Genomic DNA, 23,173 nt, shown 5'->3' with positions numbered 1-23,173 from the left:
GGCAAACGCTGGAAAAGTTCTCCCCATCCATCCGTGGCCCTGTGCCCCGTGTTCACAGGGGGGTTGGCGACACCCCCCACCGCCGACTCGCGTCGGATCCGGATACGTCGCGCCGCTCGTGGGCGTCGCCGGGGTCACCAGGCGAGGGCGTCGTCCCTGGTCTGCTGCCAGTAGGCGACCGTCAGCGAGTCGTCGTAGGAGACGCCCTCCTCGGGGAGGGGCGGGATGGCGCTGGCGTCGCTGCTGCCGTCGCGGTCGTGGAAGAAGACCTCGAGGGTGGTGGCCGTCCTGGGGTTGCCGGCGCTGCCGTCGGCGGCCGCCAGGGTCACGCCCGCGTAGCCCGACTCGCCCGGCTCCAGCGTGACGGTCTCCTGCGGTTGGGAGCTCTCGTAGGCCGGCGGGACCGCCTGGGCGCCCTCGAAGCGGAGCGCCGGGTAGCCGAGCAGGTCGCAGGGGGCCGAGGCCGTGTTGGTGACGGTGAGGAGGAGATGGTTGACGGGACGTGCGACCTCGCCGGCCGTGGTCTCGGTGTTGGTGCCGTCGCACGGGTCGTACGGGCCGGGATCGGCGCCGTCGCCGCCGTCGGATTCTCCCGGGCCGCCGGAGTCCCCCGAGCCGGTGTCGGAGCCCGGGGCGCCGTCCGAGTCGGTGTCGGTGTCGGTGCCGGTGCCGGATCCGGTGCCGGATCCGGAGCCCGGGTCGGAGTCGGCATCGGAGCCGGAGTCGGCGTCCGAAGGCGCGTCCGATGTCGCGTCGTCGGTGGGTTGTTCCCTCCCTTCGGCCTCGTCCGGGGCTTCCGCCGAGTCGTCCCCGGCCGGCCGCGCCATCCCGGGCACCGCCTCCGGCTCGCCGCCGGCGCCGGATCCACAGGCGCTCAGCAGGAGGCCGAGCGCCACGCTGCCCGAGGCCGCCGCCACCACCCGGGCGGGGTGTGCGCGGCTCCGGCGCGCTGGAGGGGGAGTTCGAGGGGCCCTGGCCGCCTCGTCGCTGCGGAAGATCACCATGTGCGTACTCCTGGAGAGGTTCGCTGTCTCTCCTCTCCGATGCACGGTGGCGGACGCTGGTTCGTGGCCCCCGCCGGCACGCCACGGCCCTCCGGGGTCAGTCCGCCACGCGCAGCGAGTCCAGGACGGAGTCCGTCGCGTCGCTCCCGCCGTCCTGGCGGAGCTGCACATAGAGCTGCGGCTGGTCGCCGGCGCCCGACGGAACGAGCGCGACCTCCGTGACGGTGCCCGTGTCGGCCGGGCAGTCGCTCCACCTGCGCACCGTCCCCCGCCAGTCGGTTCCCCGGTAGGCGCGGCTGCCCTCGTACTGGCAGCTGTCGTGGCTGAGGGCGTCGACCTCGGGCGTGACGTCGCCCTGCTCGCTGAGGCCGACGAACAGGCCGCTGGCCGGAGAGCCGAGGTCGGGCCACGTGGCGAGGTCGTCCGCGACGACCAGCCCGGGCGCGTGTCCGTCCGGCAGGCCGAGGATCCCCGAGTCCCAGCCGCCGTCGCCCAGTTGTCCCGCCCACAGCTGGGGCACCTCGACGGAGATCCGCCCGGTGGCGTCCTCCACCACCTGGGTGCCCTGCGCGGTGCCGGCCCGCTGCCAGGTCAGCCAGCCGGCGACGCCGCCGAGGGCCACGGCGGCCGCCGTGGCGGCGGCCACGAGCCAGGTGGCGGGGCGGCGGCGTCGGCGGCGGGGCGGCGTGGCGGGCTCCTCGGCGGTCAGCTCCGCCAGCCTGTCGAGCTCGTCGGCGAAGTCCTTCGCGGTGGGCCAGCGCCGCTCCCGGTCCGGTTCCATGGCCCGCAGCAGCGCCCGCCGCACCTCCGGGTGCAGGCCGGGCCGCAGTTCGTCCGGGCGCACCACCTTCCCCGGCGGCCCGGGAACCGTGCCGGTGATCAGGCGGTAGCCGATGGCGCCCAGGCCGTACACGTCGGCCCGCGCGTCGATGCCGGCGCCGGGCTCGGCCTGCTCGGGCGGCTGGTAGCCGGCCGATCCCGCGGCCATGGTCAACCCGGATGCCTGGGCCAGGCTCTTGGCCAGCCCCAGGTCGCCCATCAGCACCGTGTCCTGCCCGCCGTCCGCTCCGCCGTCCGCCCCGTCGGACGAGCGACGGAACAGCACGTTGGAGGGCTTGATGTCCCGGTGCACGATTCCCGCCACGTGGAGCGCGGCCGCCCCTCGGGCGGCCTCCGCGGTGAGGCGCAGGGAGAGGGACACCGGCAGCGGACCGTCGGCGAGCCGGTCCTCCAGGGTTCCTCCGTCGGCGTACTCCATCACGAAGTACGGTCTCTCGTCCGGGAGTTCGCCGATGTCGAAGACCTGCACCACCCGGCTGGAGCCGGCGCGGCGCAGCAGTCGTGCCTCGGACAGGAAGCGTTCGCGGATGTCCAGGCGGTGGGCCCAGTTCTCCGCCATCACCTTCACGGCGACCGGGGCCTCCAGGACGTCGTCGTGAGCGAGCCAGACGACGCCGAAGGCGCCGGCTCCCAGGCGCCGGTCCAGGCGGTAGCGCCCGATCCGCTCGGAGGATTGCATGTCGATATCATGCCTTTCCTGAACCGCGACCCCGAAGGGAGTCCCCGTGCAGCACGGCGGCCACACCGAGGAACTCGCGCTCCGCGCAGCTCAGGGGGACGACGCGGCGTTGAACGCCCTGTTGGAGAGCATCCGCCCGGAAGTCGTCAGGCGCTGCGGCAGGTTCCTCCCCTGCCGTGAGGACGCGGAGGAGGCGGCGCAGGACGCGCTCCTCAAGGTCGCCAGGAAGATCGACACGTTCGAGGGGCGCAGCCGTTTCAGCACCTGGCTCTACGTGGTCGTGGCGAACTGCGCCCGGGAGAAGTACCGGGAGCTCAAGCGCCGGGCGGCCGAGCAGCCGACCGTGATCGAGGACACCCACCACGTGGATCCGCGCACGACCAGCGTCATCGCCGGCTCCCGCATCGACCTGCTCGACGCGCTGGAACGCCTGGAGCGGGAGCACCCCCAACTGGTCGCGCCCCTGGTCTACCGGGACATCTGCCAGTTGGACTACGCGGAGATCGCCGAGCGGGTCGGCGTCCCGCTCGGCACCCTCAAGTCACGCCTGCACAAGGCGCGCAGGGAGATCAGGCCCCTGCTGTCCGGATCCTCCTGAGGCCGGTCGGCCTCGCCGTCAGACGGGATGCGACCTCCCGTCGGTCTCCAGCGCCCGGCGGTCGGGGAGCGGGGTGGCGGTGAAGACGTGGTCGGGGTCGTAGCGTTCCTTGGCCGCCACCAGGCGCGCCGCGTGGCCGCCGTAGGCGTGCGCGATCTGTTCGTGCCGGTCGGGCGCGAGGAAGTTGGGGTAGCCGCCGGGCAGCGCGTGCGGTGCCAGCGCGGCGTCGACGCCGTCGAGCCAACTCCGGTACGGGCCGGGGTCCTCCCGTGGCCCGCGGCCGGCCGAGATCTCGACGACCAGGTGACGGGTGCGCAGGCCGAAGGCGGTGTCGTCGGCGCCGACCCGGGTGGCGGCACCGTGGAACGGGCGCAGGCCGATTCCCGCCCCGGGACCGGGACGCGCCTCGGCCGCGCGGATCAGGATCTCCGCGATGTCGGGCGTCGGTTCGGCGACGGTACGGGTGCCCAGGTCCCAGTGCATCCCGTGCGGAACGCTCCGGTCGAATCCCGCGAGCAGTTCTTGCTGGGACGTCCGGCCCACGCTGCTGGTCAGCGGCGTCCCGAGCCGGGTCACGCGGTCGATCACGGCGTCGGCCTGCCCTGGCTCACCCGACCAGACGGGCACCGCGAGGAGACACGGCCCGACCTCGGGGACGACGGTCAGCTCCAGCAGGAGGGTCAGGCCCTCGGGCGCGTCGGCGGTGAGCTCCGCGTGCCGGGCCAGCACGCTCGCCGCCTCCTCCCAGGGGAACAGGACCATGCCGCCGACGAGACCGCGGTCGGGGTGGAGGCGCACCCGCATCGACGTCACCACGCCGAAGTTCCCGCCGCCGCCGCGCAGCGCCCACAACAACTCGGGGTCGTCGTCGGTCGAGACGAGCCGGCCGTCGGCGAGCACGACCTCGGCGCCGAGCAGGTTGTCGGCCGCCAGGCCGGCCGTGCCGAGCAGCGGACCGTAGCCGCCGCCGAGGGAGAGTCCGGCCATGCCCACGACGCCGGCGGTCCCGGTGGCGACGTTCAGGCCGTGCGGAGTGGCGGCCGCCACGACGTCCCGGGCCTGGCTTCCGCCGCCGATGACGGCCGTGTTCCGTTCGATCCGCACCTGGCGCATCGCGCCGAGGTCGATCACCAACCCGCCGTCGACCAGCGCCCGGCCGGCCCAGTCATGGCCGCCGCCGCGCACCGACAGGCGGACGCCGGCTTCCCGGGCCGCGGTGACCGCCGCCGCGACCTCGGCGCCGGTGCGCGGCGACACGACCAGGGCGGGCCTGGTGGTCACCGCGCCGTTCCAGAGCCCCACCGCGCCGACGTACCCGCGGTCGGCAGGGCGGAAGACGCGGTCGGCGCCCAGCCGTTCCGCGAGACGACAGTGCAGCTCGTCAACCGGCTTCGTTGCGTTCATGGTGGGTGAGACGGACCCCACCGCCGAAAAGTTCTGGGCGGGCGAGGGCGCTGGCGGGGACCGTCGCGACACCCCGCGCCGAGTGATCCGGGCCACGTTCGGACCGAGTTGAGTGTGCCCCAGGGGCAGGGTGTGGGCTGGCCCCACGACGTGCTGACCTGCCGACGGCTTGTGCGACCAGCCCGGTCCTGGGAGTGCGCCGTCGCGTGCCGCGTGCCGTGCGCACCACGTCCTGGCCGCCCTCCGTTCGGAGTTGCCCGTCACATGAGGACCACCGACCCCCTCGATTTCCTCACCACCCACCGGGACACGATCTTCCGGGTGCTTGGCATCCTCGCGATCCTGCTGGTGATCTTCCTGATCATCCGGGCCGCCGCCATGCGCCTCGGCGGCTGGGGCGCCGCGTGGCGCCGGCTGTGCCGCGAAGTCGCGGTCACCGCCCACGCGTTCGCCGCCCCCGCCCGCGCCTGGCTGCGGCACCGCCGTTCGCTGCGTACCCTGGTGCGCGCCCTGCGGGAGCCCGCCACCTGGCGGGACGCCGAACGGGCCCTGGCCGCCGCGCGGGAGGCCGCGGCGGCCGGCGGCGGCCGGCCGTACGCGGTGCTGGTGGACGCCGAAAGCGTCACCGTGCTGCTCGCCGGGCTGGACGACGAACTGCCGGAGCGCGTGCCGTGGCGGGTCGACGAGGATGACGAACTCGACCACTGGAGCGTGGCCAGGGCCGCCCTGCCGCCGGTGGTGCCGGTGCCCGACCAGGTCCCTCCGGTGCTGGTCGCGGTCGGTGAGGTCGCCGGCCGCTGCGCGTTCCTCGACCTGAACGCCGGGCCGCCGATGGTGTGCGTGTGGGGCGACCGCCGCTCAGGCGCGGCCCTGCACCAGGCCGTGGCCGCCCAGCTCACGGTGCGGCTGCCCAGGGGCCAGGTGGTGGTCGCGGAGGGCGTGCACCGGGGGTTCGCCGGGCCACTGATCCGTGACGCCCACCGGCTCGCCGCCCGGCTGCCGGTCCAGGCCGGGCTGCCGCCGGTGCTCGTCTGCGCCGAACTGCCCGACCCGCTGCCCCCCGACCTCACCGCGCCGCCCCACGAGCTGCCCGACCTCCGGCTCCTCGTCCTCGGCCCCGGGCGCGGCTACGTGCGCACGCTGCTCGCCGACCGACTCGGTCAGATCGCCGTCGTCGGATCGCCCCTGGTCGCAGAGGGCGGCGCGCTCGGCCGGGCCATCCCCCGGGTGCTGTCCGCCATCCCGCCGGCGCTGCCGCCGGCGCCGCCCGGCGCGGGGGCCGCCCCGGGCCGTGACTTCGCCGAACTGGACGACGAGGAGAACGAGCGCGCGGAGGCCGAGGAACTCGGCCTGGACGGCGGCGCCACCGCCATCCTGCTGCCCCGCCCGCCTGTCGCCGAGAGCGAGGAGGCGGAGGGCGGCGACCGTGCCGGCGCGCCGCACCGCGCGGGTGCCGACGAGCTCGACGAGGCGGGGGACCGTGCCGGCGGGGGCCCGGCCGTGGCCTCGCCCGGCGCCCGGCGCGGGCCCGTCAGAACCCTCCATCTCCCCTGACACCCGGATATCCACACCCGGATATCCACACCCGGTAGGACTGCCCGTGAAGCTCATCGTCACCACCGCCGATCCGCAGGGCCGGTTCACTGACCACCTGCTCGACCTGCCGGGGGACGCCACCGTCGGCGAACTCGCCACGGCCCTGGCCACCCCCCGGCTGTTCCTCGACGAGCGGCCGCTCGACTCCAGCACCCCGCTGGGCGCCAGCGGCGTCCGCGACGGCGCGGTGCTCGGCCTCGGCGGGCCGGCCCCGCGGCCCGCCCCGGCGGTCGGCGGCTGGCTGCCGACCGCCACCGACCCGGTGCTGGTGGAGCTGCGGCACGTCTCGGGCCCCGGCGCCGGGCAGGTGTGGCGGCTCGGCCCCGGCAGTTACGAGGTCGGCACCGACCGCGGCTGCGCCATCCGGCTCCCCGAGGCGGACCCCGGCCCAGGAGCGGCCGTCGGCGAGACGCCGGAGTTCGCGGAGCACGGCGTACCCGACCGCGACACCTGGATCACCGTGCACACGGACGGCTCCGCCAGCTTCCGGCTGCCCGCGGACGCCGACCCCGAGCTGTGCGGGCTGCGCAGCCTCACCCCGCCGCCGCCCGTCGACCCGGAGACCGGCACGCCGCTGACCGACGAGGAGCCGGCCGACCGGCGCGACGGCGGCCCCGGCGGGCACAGCGCCGAGCCCCCGCCGGCTGGCCCCGACGGGCTGCCCCAGAAGCCATCGCTGCCGCCGCCTGGACACCGGCCTGAGCCGGACGACGGCTCCCGGCACTGGCCACGCTTCGCCGACCTGTCGCTCGGTCACCATCTGCTGCGGCTGGCCCCCGAGTTCGAGGCCAGGGCCGCGGTCAAACCGGCCGCCGACGGGTTGAGCGTCGAGTACAGCCGACCGCCGCGCATGCTGCCCCACCTGGACGCCGAGAACCTGAGCCTGCCAGGACCGCCGGCGCCGAGCGGGCCGCGTCCCTTCCCCTTCATGCTGATGATCTCGCCCATGGTCATGGGCATGGCCATGATCGCGATCTTCCGGTCCTTCTACTTCCTCATCCTCATCTGCTTCACCCCGCTGATGGCGATGGGCAACTGGTTGACCGGCCGCCGGGCCAACCGCAAATGCCACGAGGAACAGCTGCGCCGCTACCGGATGCGCCGCGCCGCCCTCGAACGCGAGATGCGCCGCGCCACCGTCGAGGAACGCCACCAGCGCAACATCGCCTCCCCCGACCCCGCCTCCGTCCTGCTCGCCGCCGCCGGCCCAGGACCCCAACTGTGGGAACGCCGCCGGCACCACGGCGACTACCTCACCATCCGGCTGGGCACCGTCACCCGGGCCTCGCTCAAGAAGATCACCGACCAGGCCCGCGAGAGCAACCACCGGCAGGTGCACTGGCGGCTCGCCGACGTGCCCGTCAGCGTCGAACTCCCCCTGCTCGGCGTCGTCGGCGTCGTCGGCCCCGACCGCACCACCCGCGCCCTCGCCCGCTGGGCCGTCGCCCAGTCCGCCGTCCTGCACAGCCCCCGCGACCTGCGCATCGTCATCCTCACCGACCAGGCCCACACCGACGAGTGGACCTGGGCCCGCTGGCTGCCGCATCTGCGCCCCGTCCGCCCCGGCGCGGCCGGCGCCCCCCTCGTCTCGCTGGGCAACGACCGGGAGACCACCGCGCGGCGGGTCAACGAGCTGTACGCCGAGGTCCAGGCCAGGTCCGAGGCCGCCGGCACCGCCAGGGGCAGGGAGGCCGCACCGGGCGAGCCCGACATCCTCGTCATCCTCGACGGCGCCTACCGGCTGCACGAGGTGCCGGGCGTCACCAACATCCTCACCCAGGGCCCCGCGGTCCGGATCTACAGCCTCTGCCTGGACGACCGGCAGCACCTGCTGCCCGAACAGTGCACCGCCGTCGTCACCGCCACCGACAACGAGGTGGCCCTGCACGTCACCGGCAACCCCACCGTCGCAGGCATCCGCGCCGACCTGGTGGACCCGCGCTGGTGCGAGCAGACCGCCCGCGCCCTGGCCCCCGTCCGGGACGTCACCGTGGAGGCCGACGCCGGACTGCCCGCCCAGGTCAAGCTGCTGCCGCTGCTCGGCCAGGAGCCGCCCGACCCCGCCGCCCTGGTGCGGGCCTGGGAACGGCGGCCGGCCAGCACCGCGTTCGTCATCGGCGCCGGCTACGAGGGCACCGCCCTCCTCGACCTGGCGGCCGACGGCCCACACGGGCTCATCGGCGGAACCACAGGGTCCGGCAAGTCCGAACTTCTCCAGTCCATGATCGCCTCGCTGGCCGCCGCCAACCGGCCCGACGAGCTGACGTTCGTCCTCATCGACTACAAGGGCGGCGCCGCCTTCCGCGAGTGCGCCGAACTTCCGCACACCCTCGGCATGATCACCGACCTCGACGGCCACCTCACCCAGCGCGCCCTGGCCTCACTCGACGCCGAACTCCGACGCCGCGAACAGCTGCTGGCCGACGTCGGCGTCAAGGACGTCGTCGAGTACCGCGCCAAGCGGGAACGCGACCCCGAACTGCCCCCGCTGCCCCGACTGCTGCTCATCATCGACGAGTTCGCCACCCTGGTCCGCGAACTCGTCGAGTTCGTCCCCGGGTTGATCAGCCTCGCCCAGCGCGGCCGCTCCCTCGGCCTGCACCTGATCCTCGCCACCCAGCGCCCCGCCGGCGCCGTCAGCAACGAGATCCGCGCCAACACCAACCTGCGGATCGCGCTGCGCGTCACCGACCGCACCGAGTCCACCGACATCATCAACTCCCCGGCCGCCGCCGCGATCTCCCCCTACACCCCGGGCCGCGCCCTGGTCCGCCGGGGCGGCGGCCCGCCCATGACGTTCCAGACCGCCTACGTCGGCGCCGAACGCCCCACCGACGACGATCCTGGCGGCTCGCCGGGCCCGCGCATCGTGCACGGCGCCGAACTGCCCCTGCACCGCCTCGGCCGCCCGCTCCCGCCGCCCGAGGTCATCCACCAGGCGAACGCCACTCCGGAGACGGCGGACCCGGAGGCCGCCGACCCCGACGGCGCGGCGGAGCCGCCCGTCGACCCGCCCACCGACCTCACCGTCCTGGTGGACGCCGTGAACGCGGCCGCCAAGGCCCTGCCCGACTTCACGCCGCGGCCACGCCCCTGGCTGCCGCCACTGGACGACGAGGTCACCCTCGAAGCCCCCGACCACGACCCGCACCCCGGCGCGACGCGGCTGCCCCCCTTCCCCTACGTCCTGTTCGACCTGCCGGGGCAGCAGGACCAGCGGCTCGGCCACCTCGACTTCGGCACCTTCGGCCACCTCTACGTCATCGGCGCGCCCCGCTCCGGCCGCACCCAGACGCTGCGCACCATCGCGGGCTCCGCCGCCCTGCACCTCACCACCGATCAACTGCACGTCCACGGCATCGACGCCGCCGGCGGCGGCCTGACCGCGCTGGAGTCCCTGCCGCACACCGGCGCCGTCGTCTCCCGCCACGAAACCGAACGCCTCGACCGCCTCATCCGCCGGCTGATGGCCGAACTCACCCGGCGCCAGGTCCTGATCGCGCAGGCCGACGTGGCCTCGATCAGCGAGCTGCGGGCCAGGCTGCCCCGGCTGGAACGCCCCGCCCACCTGCTGCTGCTCATCGACGGCTGGGACGCCCTGGTCACCATGCTCGACAAGCAGGACGGCGGCCGGACCCTGGAGGATCTGCTGAGGCTGCTGCGCGAGGGCGCCGCCGCCGGCATGCACGTCATCGCCACCTCGGAACGCCAGCTCCTCGGCGGCCGCGCCGGCCAGCACAACGACCGGCGGCTGCTGCTGCGCCAGTCCGACCGGATGGACTACGGCGTCGTCGGCGTCAACCGCAGGAAGGTGCCCGAGTACCTGCCGCCGGGCCGCGGCTGGTTCACCCCTGGCGCCATCGAGGGCCAGGTGCTCAGGCTGCCGCTCACCGCGCTCGCCAAGGGTGACGACCAGGCCGACGCCCTGCGCGCCATCGGGCGCCGGGCCACCGCCAGGGACGGCGGGGTGGCGGACTCCCAGCGGCCGTTCCAGGTGGCCAGGCTGCCCGAGGTCATCGGCTTCCAGGAGGCGGTCGACATGGTGCCTGACGAGGACCGGCGGCCGATGTGGGCGCTGCTCGGGGTCGCCGGCGACGACGGCGCGGCGCTGGGCTACGACTTCGCCACCGGATCCGGCACCTTCCTGATCGCCGGGCCGCCGCACAGCGGCCGGTCCACCACCCTGGCCGCGATGTGCGCCTCCCTGGCCATGAACGGCACCGGCCTGGTGGTGCTCACCCCCCGGGAGTCGCCGCTGCGGCTGCTGGCGGAGCACGGCCTGGCGCGGGTGATCGACGACCCGGAGCCGACGGCCGAGGCCCTGAACGAGGCCCTGGAGGCGTTGGACGGCAAGCCCGCCGTGGTGGTCGTCGACGACGCGGAGCTGCTCGTCAACACCCGGGTGGACCAGCCGCTGCGCAAGGTCGCCTCAGCCGGTCGGGACCGCCGCCTCGGCCTGCTGCTGGCCGGGCCCGCCGACGGCCTGACCACCATGGGCTGGATCGGCATCGCCAGGCGGGGACGCAGGGGGCTGCTGCTCGGGCCCAAGAACCTCACCGAGGGCGAGCTGATCGGCGCGCGGATGACGCCGGACCACATGCGTCCGCTGACCATCCCCGGCCGGGCCTGGACGGGCGACGGGGCCGGGCATCCAGTGGCGGTGCAGGTGCCGCTCACGGTCCTCCGGGGATGACGGTGTCGACCCGACCCCTGACACGACGAGCGCCCGGGTCCCGGCCGTGTGGGCCGGGACCCGGGCGCCGTGGCACGCCGGGACCGGGGAGCCAACGAGCTCGTGCGTGGTTGGCGGTGCGGCCGTCCGGACACCTCGAGTCGATGGCGGCCCCGACCCCGAGTGGACCGCCCCCGATCCCCCGCAGAGCCTCGGCGGCGGCCAGTACCGGATCGCGGCGCACAGCGCCCGCGCGGAAGTCTCCTGACCCGTGAACCACCTCCTCGTCGTCGCCATCAACACCAGGGACGGCCTTGAGGAAGGAAGCAGTCGTGGGGTGGAGCACACATCAGATCGCCGAACTCGCGGGCACCACCGTGAAGGCGGTACGGCACTACCACAAGATCGGCCTGCTCGACGAGCCCGAGCGGAGCGCCAACGGATACAAGCGCTACCGCGTGGCCCATCTGACGCGCCTGCTGCGGATCAAGCGCCTGGCCGACCTCGGGGTCCCGCTCTCCCGCATCACCGCCATGGGCGACTACCTGATGAACGAGTACCCCGAGGGGGAGTTCCGCGCGCAGGACGCCGAACTGGCCGCCCGGATCGAACGGTTGCAGCGCAGCCGCGAGGAGATCGCCCTGATGCTGCGCTCCCGCGCGCCGTTCGACCTGCCGCCCGAGTTCGCCGCGGTCGTGGCCGGTCTCTCCGAAGCCGACCGCTCCCTCATGGTCGTCGTCACCCGGGTGCTCGGCCCCACCGCCCTCGCGGCCTGGCGGGAGGCGCTGCCGCACGTCCACCGCGACCCGGTGATCGACCAGTTCCGGCGGCTGCCGGCCGACGCCGACGAGGCGACCAGACAGGACCTCGCCGGCCGCCTCGGCCGCCTCGGCCAGGTCCTGGCGGCCAGACATCCAGGGCTGTGGGACATCGGGCCCGGCGCGCCGTACGACGCGAAGTCCGCGGCGCGCGTCGTCGGACAGGCGGTCAACGACCTCTACAACCCCGCCCAGTCCGACGTGTTGCGGCGCGCGAACCGGACGTGCCGGGACGCGCAGCCGGCCGGCGCCTGAACGCCGGCCGGCGGCGGCCACCCGCCCGGCTCACGGCGCCGGTTCGACGTGGAAGACCTGGGCGTCGCTGCCGTTGCACACCCACTGTCGGATGTTCGTGCCCTGCGTGAAGTCGGAGGCGTCCACGTCCATGCACTGGTTGCTGTGGGTGGCGACCAGGGAGTAGGCGCTCAGGCCCGGCTGGGCTTCCAGGCGCCAGGTCTGGGCCCCGGTGCCGTTGCAGTCCCACGTCCGGATGTCGGCCCCGACCTCCTGTGAGGTGCCCGCGACGTTCACGCAGTTCTCGCGGAACTCCAGGACGTACTCGAGGCCCTGACCGTCCCAGTGCATGATGAAGTTCTGGGCCAGGCCCCCGTTGCACCCCCACAGACGGATGTTGGCGTCCCGCCTGGCCGAGCCCTCCTTCACGTCCACGCACATGTTCAGGTTGCCGGCCGAGACCAGCCGGTACTCGTGGCCGTCGATGATCGGCATGCTGCCCCCGTCGCCACCCGTGAACGACGGTTCCTCGGCCTCCTCAGCCGACCTCTCCTCCTCCTGCGGGACGGAGTCGGGCTCCGGTTGCTGGACCTCCTCCTGAACCGTCTCCTCCTGGGTCGTCACCTCCGGCTCGGGCTCCTCCTCCGGCTCCGGCTCCACCTCGTCCTGGGCCTCTTCCGACGGGGTCGGCAACGGCGTTTCGCGGGCCGGGGCCGGGTCTACCTGGGCCGCCACGGGCTGGTCGGGCCCGCCGCCCGACAGCGAGGTGGCCGCCCACACGGACAGCACGACGACCCCCACCAGGGCGGCGGTCCAGGCCGTCGAGACGAACACCCGCCGTCCCGGCATGAGTCCGCGCCGCGCGAGGGTCGGCCGACGGGTGTAGGCGTCTGTGTAGTCGTCGGGAGAAGGATCGCTGGGCTTCTCGGACCCTGTGTTCATCGCTCTGCCTCTGGTCTGGTCTCGATGTGGGGTCGGGACAGGTCGGTCAGGATAGGTCAGTTCTGCTCAGGGCCCGGTGGGCGCGACGCGGATCGGGTCGTCGGTCATCGAACTCCTGGCGTGGGTCGGGTGGTGTCGCCCCCTGGGACCTGGCGTTCGCTCCCCGGTCACGCGGGGGTGAAGTCGAAGGGCTGGTTGTTGGAGGGATCGGACCCGTTGTCGGGCGAGGGCGGGACGATGCCGAGGGACTCGCGAATGGCCGGGCCCAGGACGAAGACGGCCAGGTTCTTGTCGATCAGCTTGCTGAGGACCGGCATCACGAGGAAGTCGATGACACCGGCCCGGTGGTAGAGGCGGGCGGCCGCGGTGTTCTGCGTCATGCCGCGGATGGCGCCGACGCTGAACGTGCCGGCGAGGCCGCCGGCGAGGCCAACGACGCCGTACATCAGCGCGTCGCCGCCGGAGAGCTGGTGCCGGTTGCCCTCGGAGTCCTTGACGCCGAAGATCGCCGCGCCGGCCGCCGCGCCGGCGAAGCCGCCGAGACCGCCGACCAGACCGTCCTTGAAGAAGTCGTAGGTGCCGACGCGCCAGCGCAGCACCTTCTCGTTGCCGGCGAACTCGACGTCCCAGCTGTCGTCGTTCGTACGGAAGTAGGAGGAGTTGCCCAGGTCGAGCGTGCCCAGGCCGACCTTCCAGGTGCCGCGGTGCCCCGCCCAGTTGTGCAGGCCGTTGGAGAGGGTCTTGACGCCGCCGGCGATGGCGGCGCCGAAGGCCGCCTGCTGGACGTCGGTGAGGGTGAACGGGGTGCCCGTGACCGCCGAGACGATGCCGAAGACGGTGAGGTTGAGCAGGAAGTCCAGGGTGAACTCCTGGAGGAGCTCCACCCCCATCTGGCCCAGGGAGTTGGCGATGAACGGCGTGTAGAGCGACTCGGCGCCGCGCACCGGCCCTGAACCGTTGGTGACGGACGGGCCCCAGCTCCAGCGCATCGGCTCGCGCCACTCCCGGGTGAAGCCGCGGAACTCGTTGGGGAAGTCGATGAAGTGCGTCTCGCGGCCCACGAGGTGGGTGCGGCCGAACGTGTCGCGTTCGTAGACGTTGCCGGGGATGGTGCGCTCGTCCACCACCGTGTGCGTGTTGTTGGTGCCGAAGACGTACCGGCGCCACTGCTTCTGCCAGGTCTCCCGCTCCAGGAACGAGCCGTCCGACAGCCGCTTGATCTCGCGCACCATGATGCCGGCGTCGTACTCCTTCCAGGCGCGGTAGGCGTCGGCGTCGACCGCCGTGTCCAGGTCGGCTGGCTTGGCGAAGTACTCGCGGACCCGGAACGGCTTCATGGTCAGCGCGTCGCGGGCCGGGTTGCCGCTGGTGGCGAACGCGGGGATCTCCTGGATCCGCACGGAGAGGCCGCCCTCGTCGAGGGTGTCGACCCAGCGGGCGCCCGGCTGCCAGTCGCCCAGCAGGCGGCCCCGGGAGTCGAACCACTGGCGGACCCGCGCGTCCTGGTCGCCGAACCGCCGCACCGTGCCGTCGGCGTCGATCTTGTTCCAGCGCCAGGTCGGCGGGGCGCCGTCGTTGCCCGGCACCTGCCAGCCGCCCACGGTGACGCCCTTCGCCAACAGCCGGTGTTCGCGGACCAGTTGGCCGTTGGCGTCGAAGTCCTGGAACGAGTGGCGGTCCCAGCCCCGGTAGTGGATGTCGTTGGTGGCCGCGTGCTTGCGAACGCCGCCTGAACCGTCGGCGCCGATCCAGCGGTTGGGTCCGTCGGCGCGGATCTGGACGCCCGCGTCGCCGAGCCCGAAGGTGTCCTGGCGGGCGACGACCGTGCCGTGCGGGTCGAGGATCGACCAGTCCGCGGTGCCGCCCTGGTAACCGGTCCGCCGGAAGTCGAGGGCGTCGCCCACGGGGTCCTCCATGGGGCGCGGCCGGTAGTCCAGCATGGTGCCGTCCTTGAAGCCGACGCGGGCGATCCGCCAGTCGGCGGCGTCGGCGGTCGGCGAGAACGGGTCGGCGTGGGCCCGGTTGATGTGGAACCGGTCCACGAACAGCACGTCGTCGGCCGTCTTGCCGCTGCCGTTCGGCAGGTGGACCTGGGCGAAGTCGGCCTGGTTGAAGGTGCGGTGGCCCTCCAGATTGCCGGCGCCCTCCGACCACGGCTGGTAGCGGTGGGGAAGGGTCACGCCGTCCGGCAGCTTGACGTCCGCGCCGACCTTGAGGTCGTTGCCGTTGGTGAGCTTGCGGGTCTCGCCGACGAAGTTCCCGGTGTGGCTGATCCGGAACACGCCGTTGCCCTGTTGGCTGGTGAGCTGGACGCCGTGGTCGACGGCCACCCCGCCGTTGCTCTGTTCCCAGCGGGCGAGCTGCATCCTGCTGTCCTTGGCCCAGCGGGCCTGGTCGCCGCTGAAGTCCGTGCCCCGGAACTCCGAGCTGAGCACCGACCGCCAGGCGTTCGGCGGCCGCTGCTCGGCGACCCGCTCGATGGTGAGGAGGTCGCCGTTCTTCATGGCCGTGGAGCCGCCGACCTCCTTGCCGGTCGGCGCGACGGCCTTCCACTCGTTGCTCCAACCGCCGTTGGCGTTGATGTCGTACGCCGTGTAGCGGCGGAGGTTGTCAAGTCCCGCGATCCGGCCGAACTTCTGGTGCACGATCTTGGTCTCGCCGGTGGCGGCGTCTCCCATGGTGTCGATCCAGGCGCGGCCCGGGCTCCAGGTCCTGGTGCCGGTGGCGACCTGCTGGTAGTCGGCGTCGAACCGGTACCAGGTGCCGGTGCTGCCGGACCAGTAGTGCGCGTTCATGCCGCGCATGTCGGCGATGACGTGGCCGCCCTGCGGGTTCTCCCGGAAGTGCCGGACCGGGTTGCCCGCGTTGTCGTAGTCGACCCAGGCGCGCCCGCTGACGCTCCACTTGCGGCGGCCGAAGTCGCCCAGGTTGCCGTCGGCCCGGATCTCCGACCAGTGGTCCCGGGTGCCGGGGCCGAAGGAGACGCCGTTGCCGCCGCGCAGGCTGGGGGCGGCCACGTGGCTGTCGAGGACGCCGCCGTCCGGTAGCACCCGGCGCTCGAAGACGGGGGCGCCGCTGTGCGAGAGCAGGGAGACGCGGCCGTGTTCCGCGCCTTTCATGTCGACCTCGCCGAAGTCGAACCACTTGGGGTTCCGCGGGGCCGCGGCCTCGGTGGAGGGGTTCCTGGTCCAGGTGGGGCCGCCGGGGGTGGTGTAGTCGATCACGAAGTGCTGGTCGCCGACGGCCCGCCCCTGGTGGAAGACGTCGATCCGCTGCCTGGTCATCTTGCCGGTGGTGCTGTACTCCGCCCACTCGTTGGCCCGGGCGCCGTGGCCGTCGATCCGGTGGCCGCCGTTGTCCCGGATGTGGATGGTGCCGTGGCCGTCGACCAGTCCCATCTCACCGTCGAGCAGCCGGAGGTTGGTGGCGTCGGTGATGTCGAGGTAGCGGGAGTTGACGCCGTCGGCCAGTTCGAGGACCCGCGGGTTGGTCGGGGCGCCGCCATCCGCTCCGTGCGGGGTGACGTTCCGGATGTTGGTGGTGGCGTCCGGGGCGCTGACCGAGACGTCCAGGTGGCCGTCCTGCCGGTAGAGCCGGAAGGCTCCTTCGTCGCCGTTGACGCGGAAGCCGGGGTTGGGGTTGACGCCCGTCCGGGGCCTGGGCAGCACGGTGCGGTCGGGGATGACGACGTGGTTGTTGTCGAGGAGTTCGTAGGAGCGCCGGCCGAAGTCGTGTCCGAACTGGCGCATCCGCACGAACTGGTCGGCGCCGCCCGCGCCGGCGCCGGGCAGCCGGATGTCCTGGAACTGGAACGCGCCGTCGGCGCCGAACCGGGCGACGATGCCGTTCTCCGGGCTGGCGACGGTGAACTCCCCGCTGGGGAGCCGGGTGAAGGTGACGTGGAGGGTGGGCGTGCCGTCCGCGTTCCGCAGCCCGGCCCCGGCCGGGTTGGTGGTGTCGACGAACGCGAAACGCGCCGGCTGCCCCGGCTGGTTGAGGGTGAAGACGTCGTGGGTGACGCGGCCCTGGTTGTCGATCGCCAGGCCCCGGCCGTTGATGTCGAGGCGGAGTCCCGTGCTGTCGCCCAGCTCGTCGACCTGCTCGGTGACGGTGGCCGACGCCGTGGCGCGGTGACCGCCAGGCGGCGTGATGGTCGCCACCGTGTTGCCGGGCCTGACCACGAGATCGCGGCCGTTGAGGTCGGCCCCTCCCCCGTTGACGCGGATGGTCTCCTTGATCAGCGAGCCGTCGTACCGGTGCACCGTGTTGCCGGGCGGGTTGGGCAGGGTGGCCGTGCCGCCCCGGACGGTGCCGGCCGGGATCCCGGCGCCGTTGCCGGTGTGCAGGGCGAGCGGCGCGGTGTCGGCTGGCACCGGCAGATGGCCGAAGGCGTTGAGGCCCGCACCGTTGCGGCCGGTGAACTGCATGGCGGTGCCGGTCAGTTCGCCGGCCTGGTTGACCAGGGCGTGCGGCCCGGTCGGCACCGGAACGCGGAAGGTGCCGGTGGTGCCCTGCGCGACGCCCTGGGTGTCCCCGACGTGGGGCACGCCGCCGTTGGGCGCGGTGACGTTCTGGCCGACGAGTGGGCCCCTGTTGTGGTGGACGACGTCCTGGATCAGGGTGCCGTTCGGGTGGTAGGTGCTGGTCACGTTGCCCGCGACCTGCTGGAAGTCGCCGTTGGCCTGCCGGGTGACGCCGGCGAAGACGGTGCCGTCGGCCTGGAGGAAGGCCGGGTCCGCCGGGTTGCCCACGGGGACGTGCGCGAGGACGTTCCTGGTGGCGCCGCCGTGGCCGGTGAGCTCGACGACCTGGGACAGCCGGGTGCCGGCGCCGTCCACCGAGACGTGGATGCCGCCGCCCTGGAAGCGGGTGCCGCCGCCGACCTGCGGGTGCGGGGTGACGCCGCCAAGCGCGGTCCCGTCGAGAGCCCGGACGACGGGGCCGCCGCCGGTGCCGGCCGCGGGCACGAACACGTGGTGGCCGCCGGCCGGCGCGCCGGGCACCGCCGCCGTGCCAGGGACCGGCAGCAGGCGGTGCGTGACGGCGTCGTTGGCGCCGACGACGATCCGGTTCGGCCCGGCGGCGACGAGGTGGTGGCCCGGGATGTGGGGTCCGAGATCCGTGACGGCGTTGGGCACCACGGCCGTGCCGCCCCGGCCGATCCGCAGCTCTGGGGCGGCACCGGTCGTCTCGTTGAAGCGGAGCGAGGTGCCCCCGAAGCCCAGGACGGCGCCGAGGTCGACGTTCCGGTGCCCGGCCTGAACCGTCGGCTGGGCGCCCGTGAGCTGGACCGTCATGTCGCGCGAGATGCCGCCGCCGAGGTCGTGGTGCAGCCGCACCGTGCCGGCGGTGTCGCCCGCCGTGATGGTGACGCGCCCGCCGCCGGCGCGGGTGGCGCCGGTCACGGTCGGGCCGCCGGCGGCAAGGTCGTCGGTCCGCAGGTTCACCGGGCCGAAGTGGGCGTCGGTGAGGTTGGCGGCGCGTTCCATCGAGAGCAGTTCGACGCCGTCGCCGTCCACCCGGAAGCTCAGATTCCGGGTGACGCCGCCGCCGAGGGCCTGCTGGGCGCGGAACACGCCCTGCGGGTCGCCGACCCCGTGGGTCGCCGCGACCGGCGGGTTGGTGCCGGCGATGAGCTGGACCCGGGTGACCCCACCGGCGTCGTCGAAGGTGGTCGCGAAACGGACACCGGTCAGCCCCTCGACATCGAAACTCCTGGGCCGGGGCGCCGGGGTTCTCGTGCCGATGTCGGAGACCCTCACGATCGCGGAGTCCGGCGGCCCACCGGTGGAACCGGAACCCCCGAGCGAGCCGGTCGAGCGGCCGGGCGGTGGGGTGCCCTGGGTGGGGGCCGGGTTGACGTTCGACACACCCCCGGTGGGGTTCGTCGTGCTGCTCTCGCCGCGCGGCCCCAGGTTCCCCAGCGGAATGTCGTCCGCACTGTTCAGCGCCCGCGAACCGTTCGAGACGAACACCGTGAAGACCTTGGGCTCCGGGAAGCTGGCAGCGAGCGGGGCGTTGTGGGGCAGGCCGAGCTCCTCCAGAGCCCGCCACATCGCGAGCTCCGGGTTGACGTCCCACATCTTGCCGCTGAACAGGTCGGAGACCGACCAGCCACCACCACCGGTGCCGGCGCCCCCGGCAGCCCTCTCCGATGTCGGCGCGGGGGCCGGCGGGGCGGCCGTGGTCTCGCCGAGGCCGTTGACCACACCCCTGGGGAGGTCGGGCACCTCGACCTGGAAGGTGTCCTCGGCCAACACGACGGCCCGGGAACCAGGCACCTCCGTGCCGTCCGCGCTCGTGACGAAGGCCCGCGAGCCGTCCGGCGGCACGTGCAGGACGTTGCCCTCGCCGATCGGGCCGTCCGCGCGCCCGGGGACGGCGGCCGTCGGCCGGCCGTTCACGAAGACCGTGACCACGTCGGCCTCCCGCACCACGACACGGTTCTCGCCGGCATCCATCAGCACGTCGTCGCTCACCAGCCGGCCGTCGCGGCCGAGCACCACGGCCCCGTCGGACGAGCCGGCCGGCGGGACCGCGAACCAGTCGGCCGCCCCGCCGTCGAGCCGGAGCGGAGCGACGGTCACGCCGCCGCCCGACCCCTTGACGAGCAGCGGAAGCCGGTCGCCGACCTCCACGAGGATGCCCTGGTCCCCCAATCGGGTCGCGGGCACGCTGTCGAGGCGCAGCCCGTCGGGGCCGATGACGTACGGGGCACCGTCGCCCGCGGGGTCGAACAGGATGGCCGACCAACGCTGGTCGGTGTTCAACGGGAAAGCGTGGCCGAGGAGGTGGCCGTCCTTGGCGAAGATCTCGTTCCAGGCCTGCTGGCGCGGGCCGACCCACAGCTCGTCCCCGACGAACCGAGCCTCGCCCGTGCTGCCGAGGAGGTGGCTCAGATCCGGGCCGCGGCTGATGCCGCCCAGCGGCCACAGCATCGCGTTGCCGCTGGTGAGCTGGGGGTCGACCAGCCGGAAGGCCAGGCCCGTGGTCCTGCCCTTGACGTCGGTGAGCACCGGGAGGCCGCCCGGCACCTCGATGACGAACGTGTCGTAGGACAGCCGCCGCACCGTGTCGGGAGAGAGGAGCTTCCCGTCCAGGCCCAGCACCTCGAGGATGTTCCGGTCGCCGGTGGCGGGCTTGCCTCCTTCGCCGTCCGGGACCTTCCCCTTGACTGTCGTGTCGTCTGGAACCCGGTGCACCATGGGGGTTTCGGGGGTGACCGGCCCCTTGCCGAGGGGATGCACGTCGGGCAGGACCCGGCCGGCGCCGCTGAACACGACGGCGTCGGCGCCGTCCCCCACGGTGATCCAGCCGGCCTTGGGGTGCACGTTGATCGCCTGTGACCGCACCTCGGCGTCGCGGATCAGGAGCGGCGGGCCGTCGTGGCCGGCCGCGGGGACGGCGGCCAGGTCACCGGTGGGTGCGTCCTTCTTGCCCAGCAGCGGCACGACGGTGTGGGTGTGGACACCGGCGGGGTCGATCAGCACGGAGTCGTAGCCGCGGCGTCCCACGAGCCAGCCCAGGTCGCCCACCTGGTCGAAGGTGGCGAACCGCAGCGGACCGCCGCCCGGCCCCGCCACGTGGGGGCGGCCCGTGCCGTTGGGGATGACCAGCGCGTGGCCCCCCTCGCCCGGCAGGGAGAGGGCGCTGCCGAGCAGCCCGCCGTCCCGGGAGTGGAAGTCGACGGCGCCGGGGGCGCGCTGGATGACCAGGGCCTGGCCGACCAACCTGGCGGGCTCCGGGATGGCTTGACCGTCGCCGCGAAAGAGGACGAAGGGGGTGCCGTCGCCGCCGCCCCGGGGGATGGCGGCGAACTGGTCGAGCCGCGCGTCGCCGCGGCCGCCGAGCCGTGTCACGTCGAAGGTGTGCGCGCCGGTGCCGTCGACGATGGCTTCGAGGTGGCCGTTCCTGCCGACCGCCCAGCCCAGACCCCCGACCTCGACGAGGGTGGCGTCGGTGACGCGCTGCCCGTTCGGACCGACCAACTGCGGCGCCCGGCCGGGCGAGACCGCCACGAAGTGACCTTCGAGCGGGCCGCTCCGGTGGAGGTGCAGCCGGATCGGGGCCTGGCCGCCCAGGTCGTCGCCGACAGCGGTGCCGGAGGACGCGCGGGAGGAAGCGGGGACGGCGGAAGGGGGCGGCGAGGGGGCGGCGGCCTGGGGCGGGGTGAGGGTCTGGCCCTGGTCGGCGAAGTGGATCCGGAGCGGGGAGGCGAGGCCGATGTCGAGGTCGAGGGAGATCTCGCCGGGGTTCAGGCGGCCGGCGCCGGGGAGTTGGGGGGCGACCGGCCGGGCCGCGCCGTCGGGGAGGGCGGCGGGCGTGAGGACGGGCAGGTCGCCGCGGGCGATGGAGAGGCCGGCGGCGGGCAGAGTGGTCATCTCGCCGAGCTGGGGCATGGTGCCGAGCGAGAAGGCGGGGAGCCGGCCCTCGCCGGTGGGGACGATGCGCAGTCCGTCGGCGCCGATCTCCAGCCGGAAGGGGGCGGAGGAGCCCAGGCCACCGATGTCCACGAGGTGGCTGGGGCTTTGGCCGACGGGGGCGGGGGTGCCGTTCACCACGCTGGTGGGAGGGACGACGGTGGAGCCGGTTGGCAGCAGCGGCACTTCGACGCCGATGGTCTGGCCGCCGGCGGCGGGCACGTTGACGACGACGGAGGGCCGGCCGGCCAGGTGGAAGTCGCCCGGCAGGCTCCCCAGCCCGTCGGTGGGGGCCAGCGCGAAGCCGGGGTGGTGGCCGGCGACCCCGATCCGCAGACCCTGGTCGGCGAAGTGGACGTTGATCGGCTGGACCGGCCGCATGTCGGCCAGGCCCAGGTCGGCGATCTTCTCCACGGTGGGCAGGCCCCCGGGCAGAGTGGTGACACCCGCTGGCGGGGGGACGGCCAGGTCGTTCAGGACGACGTTCGGGGAGGAGAACGGAACACGCTGGAGCGGGGCCGTCAGCCGGTTGCCGGCGACATTGATCGGGGTGAAGCCGGCGCCGAAGTGGTCGAGGGTGGACAGGCCGCCGATCGGTGGCAGGCTGAACGCGCCGTTCGCGCCGCCGGTGAAGAGATGCCCGAACGCGCCCACGCCGCGGAACGCGGCCCCCGCGCCGGCCTGGTAGCGCAGCCACCGCTTCTGGTCGATGACGGCTCGCCCGCTCCCGTCGAAGCCGACGAGGACGCGCCGGTCGATCGGCCGGCCGCCGAAGATCACCGCGCCGGTGCGGAAACGGCCGAAGAAGCCCCGGTCGATCAGTGAGATCTTGAACGCGTTGAGCAGCCCCGCGCCCATCTCGCCGACGTTGACCGGCGCGACGATCCCGAGCCACCCGATCTTCGTGAAGTGGGCGCCGACATAGCCGGCGAACCCGTTCTTCCCGCCCAGGCCGTTGTAGATGGCGTGGACCACTTTCGCGCTGAGCACCCGCAGTCCGTCGTCGCCGACGATCTCGATGATCCTGCGGCCCAGCGTCCACCCGCCCGTGAGCAGCCCGCCTATGTCCGTTTTCAGGTTCTTGGCGATCTGGGTCGGTCCGGCCTTGTACAGGTTCACCGCCTTGTTGGTCGACCATGTCTTGATCGTCGAGAACGCCTTGGTGATGTTCAGCCCCTTGGTGGTGGGAACCAGCATCCCGAGCACCGCGAGCGCCAGCTCCCAGGCCTTCGCGTTCCCCCCGGCGAAGTCGATCGCCGTCTTGACCAGCAGCGCCGTGTTGACCGCCAGGAACAGCAGTGCCGTGGGCCCGCCAAGCACCAGCGCGGGAACGATCAGCGCGATCGCGAAGTAGGTCAGGAACTTCCAGAACTCCTCACAGGGGTCGATGATCGAGGAGATGCTCGACGCCGCCTCCTCCAGCGCTGTCGCCGCCGTGGCGGCCGCCTCGTCCAGCGCGTCCCCCGCGTCCTTCGCCGTGCTCCGGTGCGTCTCCCGGTCCGGATCGTCCTCGTCCAGATCCGCGGCCTGGCTCAACGCACCGTCGGCGACGTCCTGTTGGTCGACCAGAACCGTGCGGTAGGTCGTCAGGGCGTCGTGAACGGACTGGTGGGCCTCCTGGAAGCTCTGCACGAACTTCCGGACCCGGTTGTCCATTTCCTCACGCAGGGCGCTCGCGGTCTCCCCGACGAAGGCCTCGCTGTTCGTCTTCATCAGCTCGTCGAGGCCGTCGTCGATGTCCTGCGCCAGGTCGATGATCGACTGCTGCGACTCCAGCAGCGCCTCCAACCGGTCCGGATCCCCGGGAGTCGGGTCGTTGTCGAGGTCGAGCGCGGACCAGTCCGGCGGACGAGCCATGACCCACCTGTCTTCTCACGGAGCGGCACCTGACGCCGGTGGTTCGACTTCCTCGCCTTCGCCGGGCGACACGAAGGCGAGGGGGTCGCCCCCCGCTCAGGGCTCGGGG

Annotated in this window: 9 protein-coding genes; 4 read left to right on the top strand and 5 right to left on the bottom strand. The window is 73.5% G+C overall.

Going from position 1 to position 23,173, the window contains the following annotated elements:
• Window positions 1-134: 134 nt before the first annotated feature.
• The gene (locus ACYVPE_RS20160) at window positions 135-1,004 is read right to left on the bottom strand and encodes a DUF4232 domain-containing protein (RefSeq protein WP_461035046.1); all 870 of its coding nucleotides are present in this window, start codon (window positions 1,002-1,004) and stop codon (window positions 135-137) included.
• Between the two features lie 97 nt (window positions 1,005-1,101).
• Window positions 1,102-2,523 carry a serine/threonine-protein kinase gene (locus ACYVPE_RS20155; RefSeq protein WP_461035045.1) on the bottom strand — a complete coding sequence of 474 codons (1,422 nt, stop codon included), beginning with the start codon at window positions 2,521-2,523 and terminating at the stop codon, window positions 1,102-1,104.
• Window positions 2,524-2,569: 46 nt separating this feature from the next.
• On the opposite strand from ACYVPE_RS20155, the gene ACYVPE_RS20150 reads away from it, so the two are divergent.
• Complete coding sequence (locus ACYVPE_RS20150; protein WP_461035044.1) at window positions 2,570-3,121, top strand: RNA polymerase sigma factor; 552 nt, start codon at window positions 2,570-2,572, stop codon at window positions 3,119-3,121.
• 18 nt (window positions 3,122-3,139) lie between these two features.
• Here the strand turns inward: ACYVPE_RS20150 and ACYVPE_RS20145 are convergent, their stop codons facing one another.
• Window positions 3,140-4,525 carry an FAD-binding oxidoreductase gene (locus tag ACYVPE_RS20145; protein ID WP_461035043.1) on the bottom strand — a complete coding sequence of 462 codons (1,386 nt, stop codon included), beginning with the start codon at window positions 4,523-4,525 and terminating at the stop codon, window positions 3,140-3,142.
• A gap of 264 nt (window positions 4,526-4,789) precedes the next feature.
• Here ACYVPE_RS20145 and ACYVPE_RS20140 point away from each other — a divergent pair, with 264 nt between their 5' ends.
• The 3 genes from ACYVPE_RS20140 (at window position 4,790) to ACYVPE_RS20130 (ending at window position 11,866) form a co-directional block, all read left to right on the top strand.
• Window positions 4,790-6,079 (top strand): hypothetical protein, encoded by a 1,290-nt coding sequence (locus tag ACYVPE_RS20140; RefSeq protein ID WP_461035042.1) that lies wholly within the window; start codon window positions 4,790-4,792, stop codon window positions 6,077-6,079.
• Window positions 6,080-6,125: 46 nt separating this feature from the next.
• Entirely contained in the window at window positions 6,126-10,814 is a 4,689-nt protein-coding gene (locus ACYVPE_RS20135; RefSeq protein ID WP_461035041.1) for an FtsK/SpoIIIE domain-containing protein, read from the top strand.
• A 311-nt stretch (window positions 10,815-11,125) separates the two neighbouring features.
• Entirely contained in the window at window positions 11,126-11,866 is a 741-nt protein-coding gene (locus tag ACYVPE_RS20130; RefSeq protein WP_461035040.1) for a MerR family transcriptional regulator, read from the top strand.
• A gap of 30 nt (window positions 11,867-11,896) precedes the next feature.
• Here the strand turns inward: ACYVPE_RS20130 and ACYVPE_RS20125 are convergent, their stop codons facing one another.
• On the bottom strand, window positions 11,897-12,787 hold the full coding sequence (locus ACYVPE_RS20125; protein ID WP_461035039.1) for an RICIN domain-containing protein: 891 nt from the start codon (window positions 12,785-12,787) through the stop codon (window positions 11,897-11,899).
• A gap of 167 nt (window positions 12,788-12,954) precedes the next feature.
• Entirely contained in the window at window positions 12,955-23,064 is a 10,110-nt protein-coding gene (locus ACYVPE_RS20120; RefSeq protein WP_461035038.1) for a hypothetical protein, read from the bottom strand.
• Between the last annotated feature and the right edge of the window lie 109 nt (window positions 23,065-23,173).

The sequence above is a fragment of the Streptomyces mayteni genome, from assembly GCF_054783955.1.
The sequence above is the reverse complement of the archived record's forward strand: the minus strand, read 5'-3'. Positions and strand labels throughout refer to the sequence as shown.

Excerpts from the sequence above, each read along its gene's own strand:
- ACYVPE_RS20160 (WP_461035046.1), bottom strand. The coding sequence starts at position 1,004 with ATGGTGATCTTCCGCAGCGACGAGGCGGCCAGGGCCCCTCGAACTCCC.
- ACYVPE_RS20155 (WP_461035045.1), bottom strand. The coding sequence starts at position 2,523 with ATGCAATCCTCCGAGCGGATCGGGCGCTACCGCCTGGACCGGCGCCTG.
- ACYVPE_RS20145 (WP_461035043.1), bottom strand. The coding sequence starts at position 4,525 with ATGAACGCAACGAAGCCGGTTGACGAGCTGCACTGTCGTCTCGCGGAA.
- ACYVPE_RS20140 (WP_461035042.1), top strand. The coding sequence starts at position 4,790 with ATGAGGACCACCGACCCCCTCGATTTCCTCACCACCCACCGGGACACG.
- ACYVPE_RS20125 (WP_461035039.1), bottom strand. The coding sequence starts at position 12,787 with ATGAACACAGGGTCCGAGAAGCCCAGCGATCCTTCTCCCGACGACTAC.
- ACYVPE_RS20120 (WP_461035038.1), bottom strand. The coding sequence starts at position 23,064 with ATGGCTCGTCCGCCGGACTGGTCCGCGCTCGACCTCGACAACGACCCG.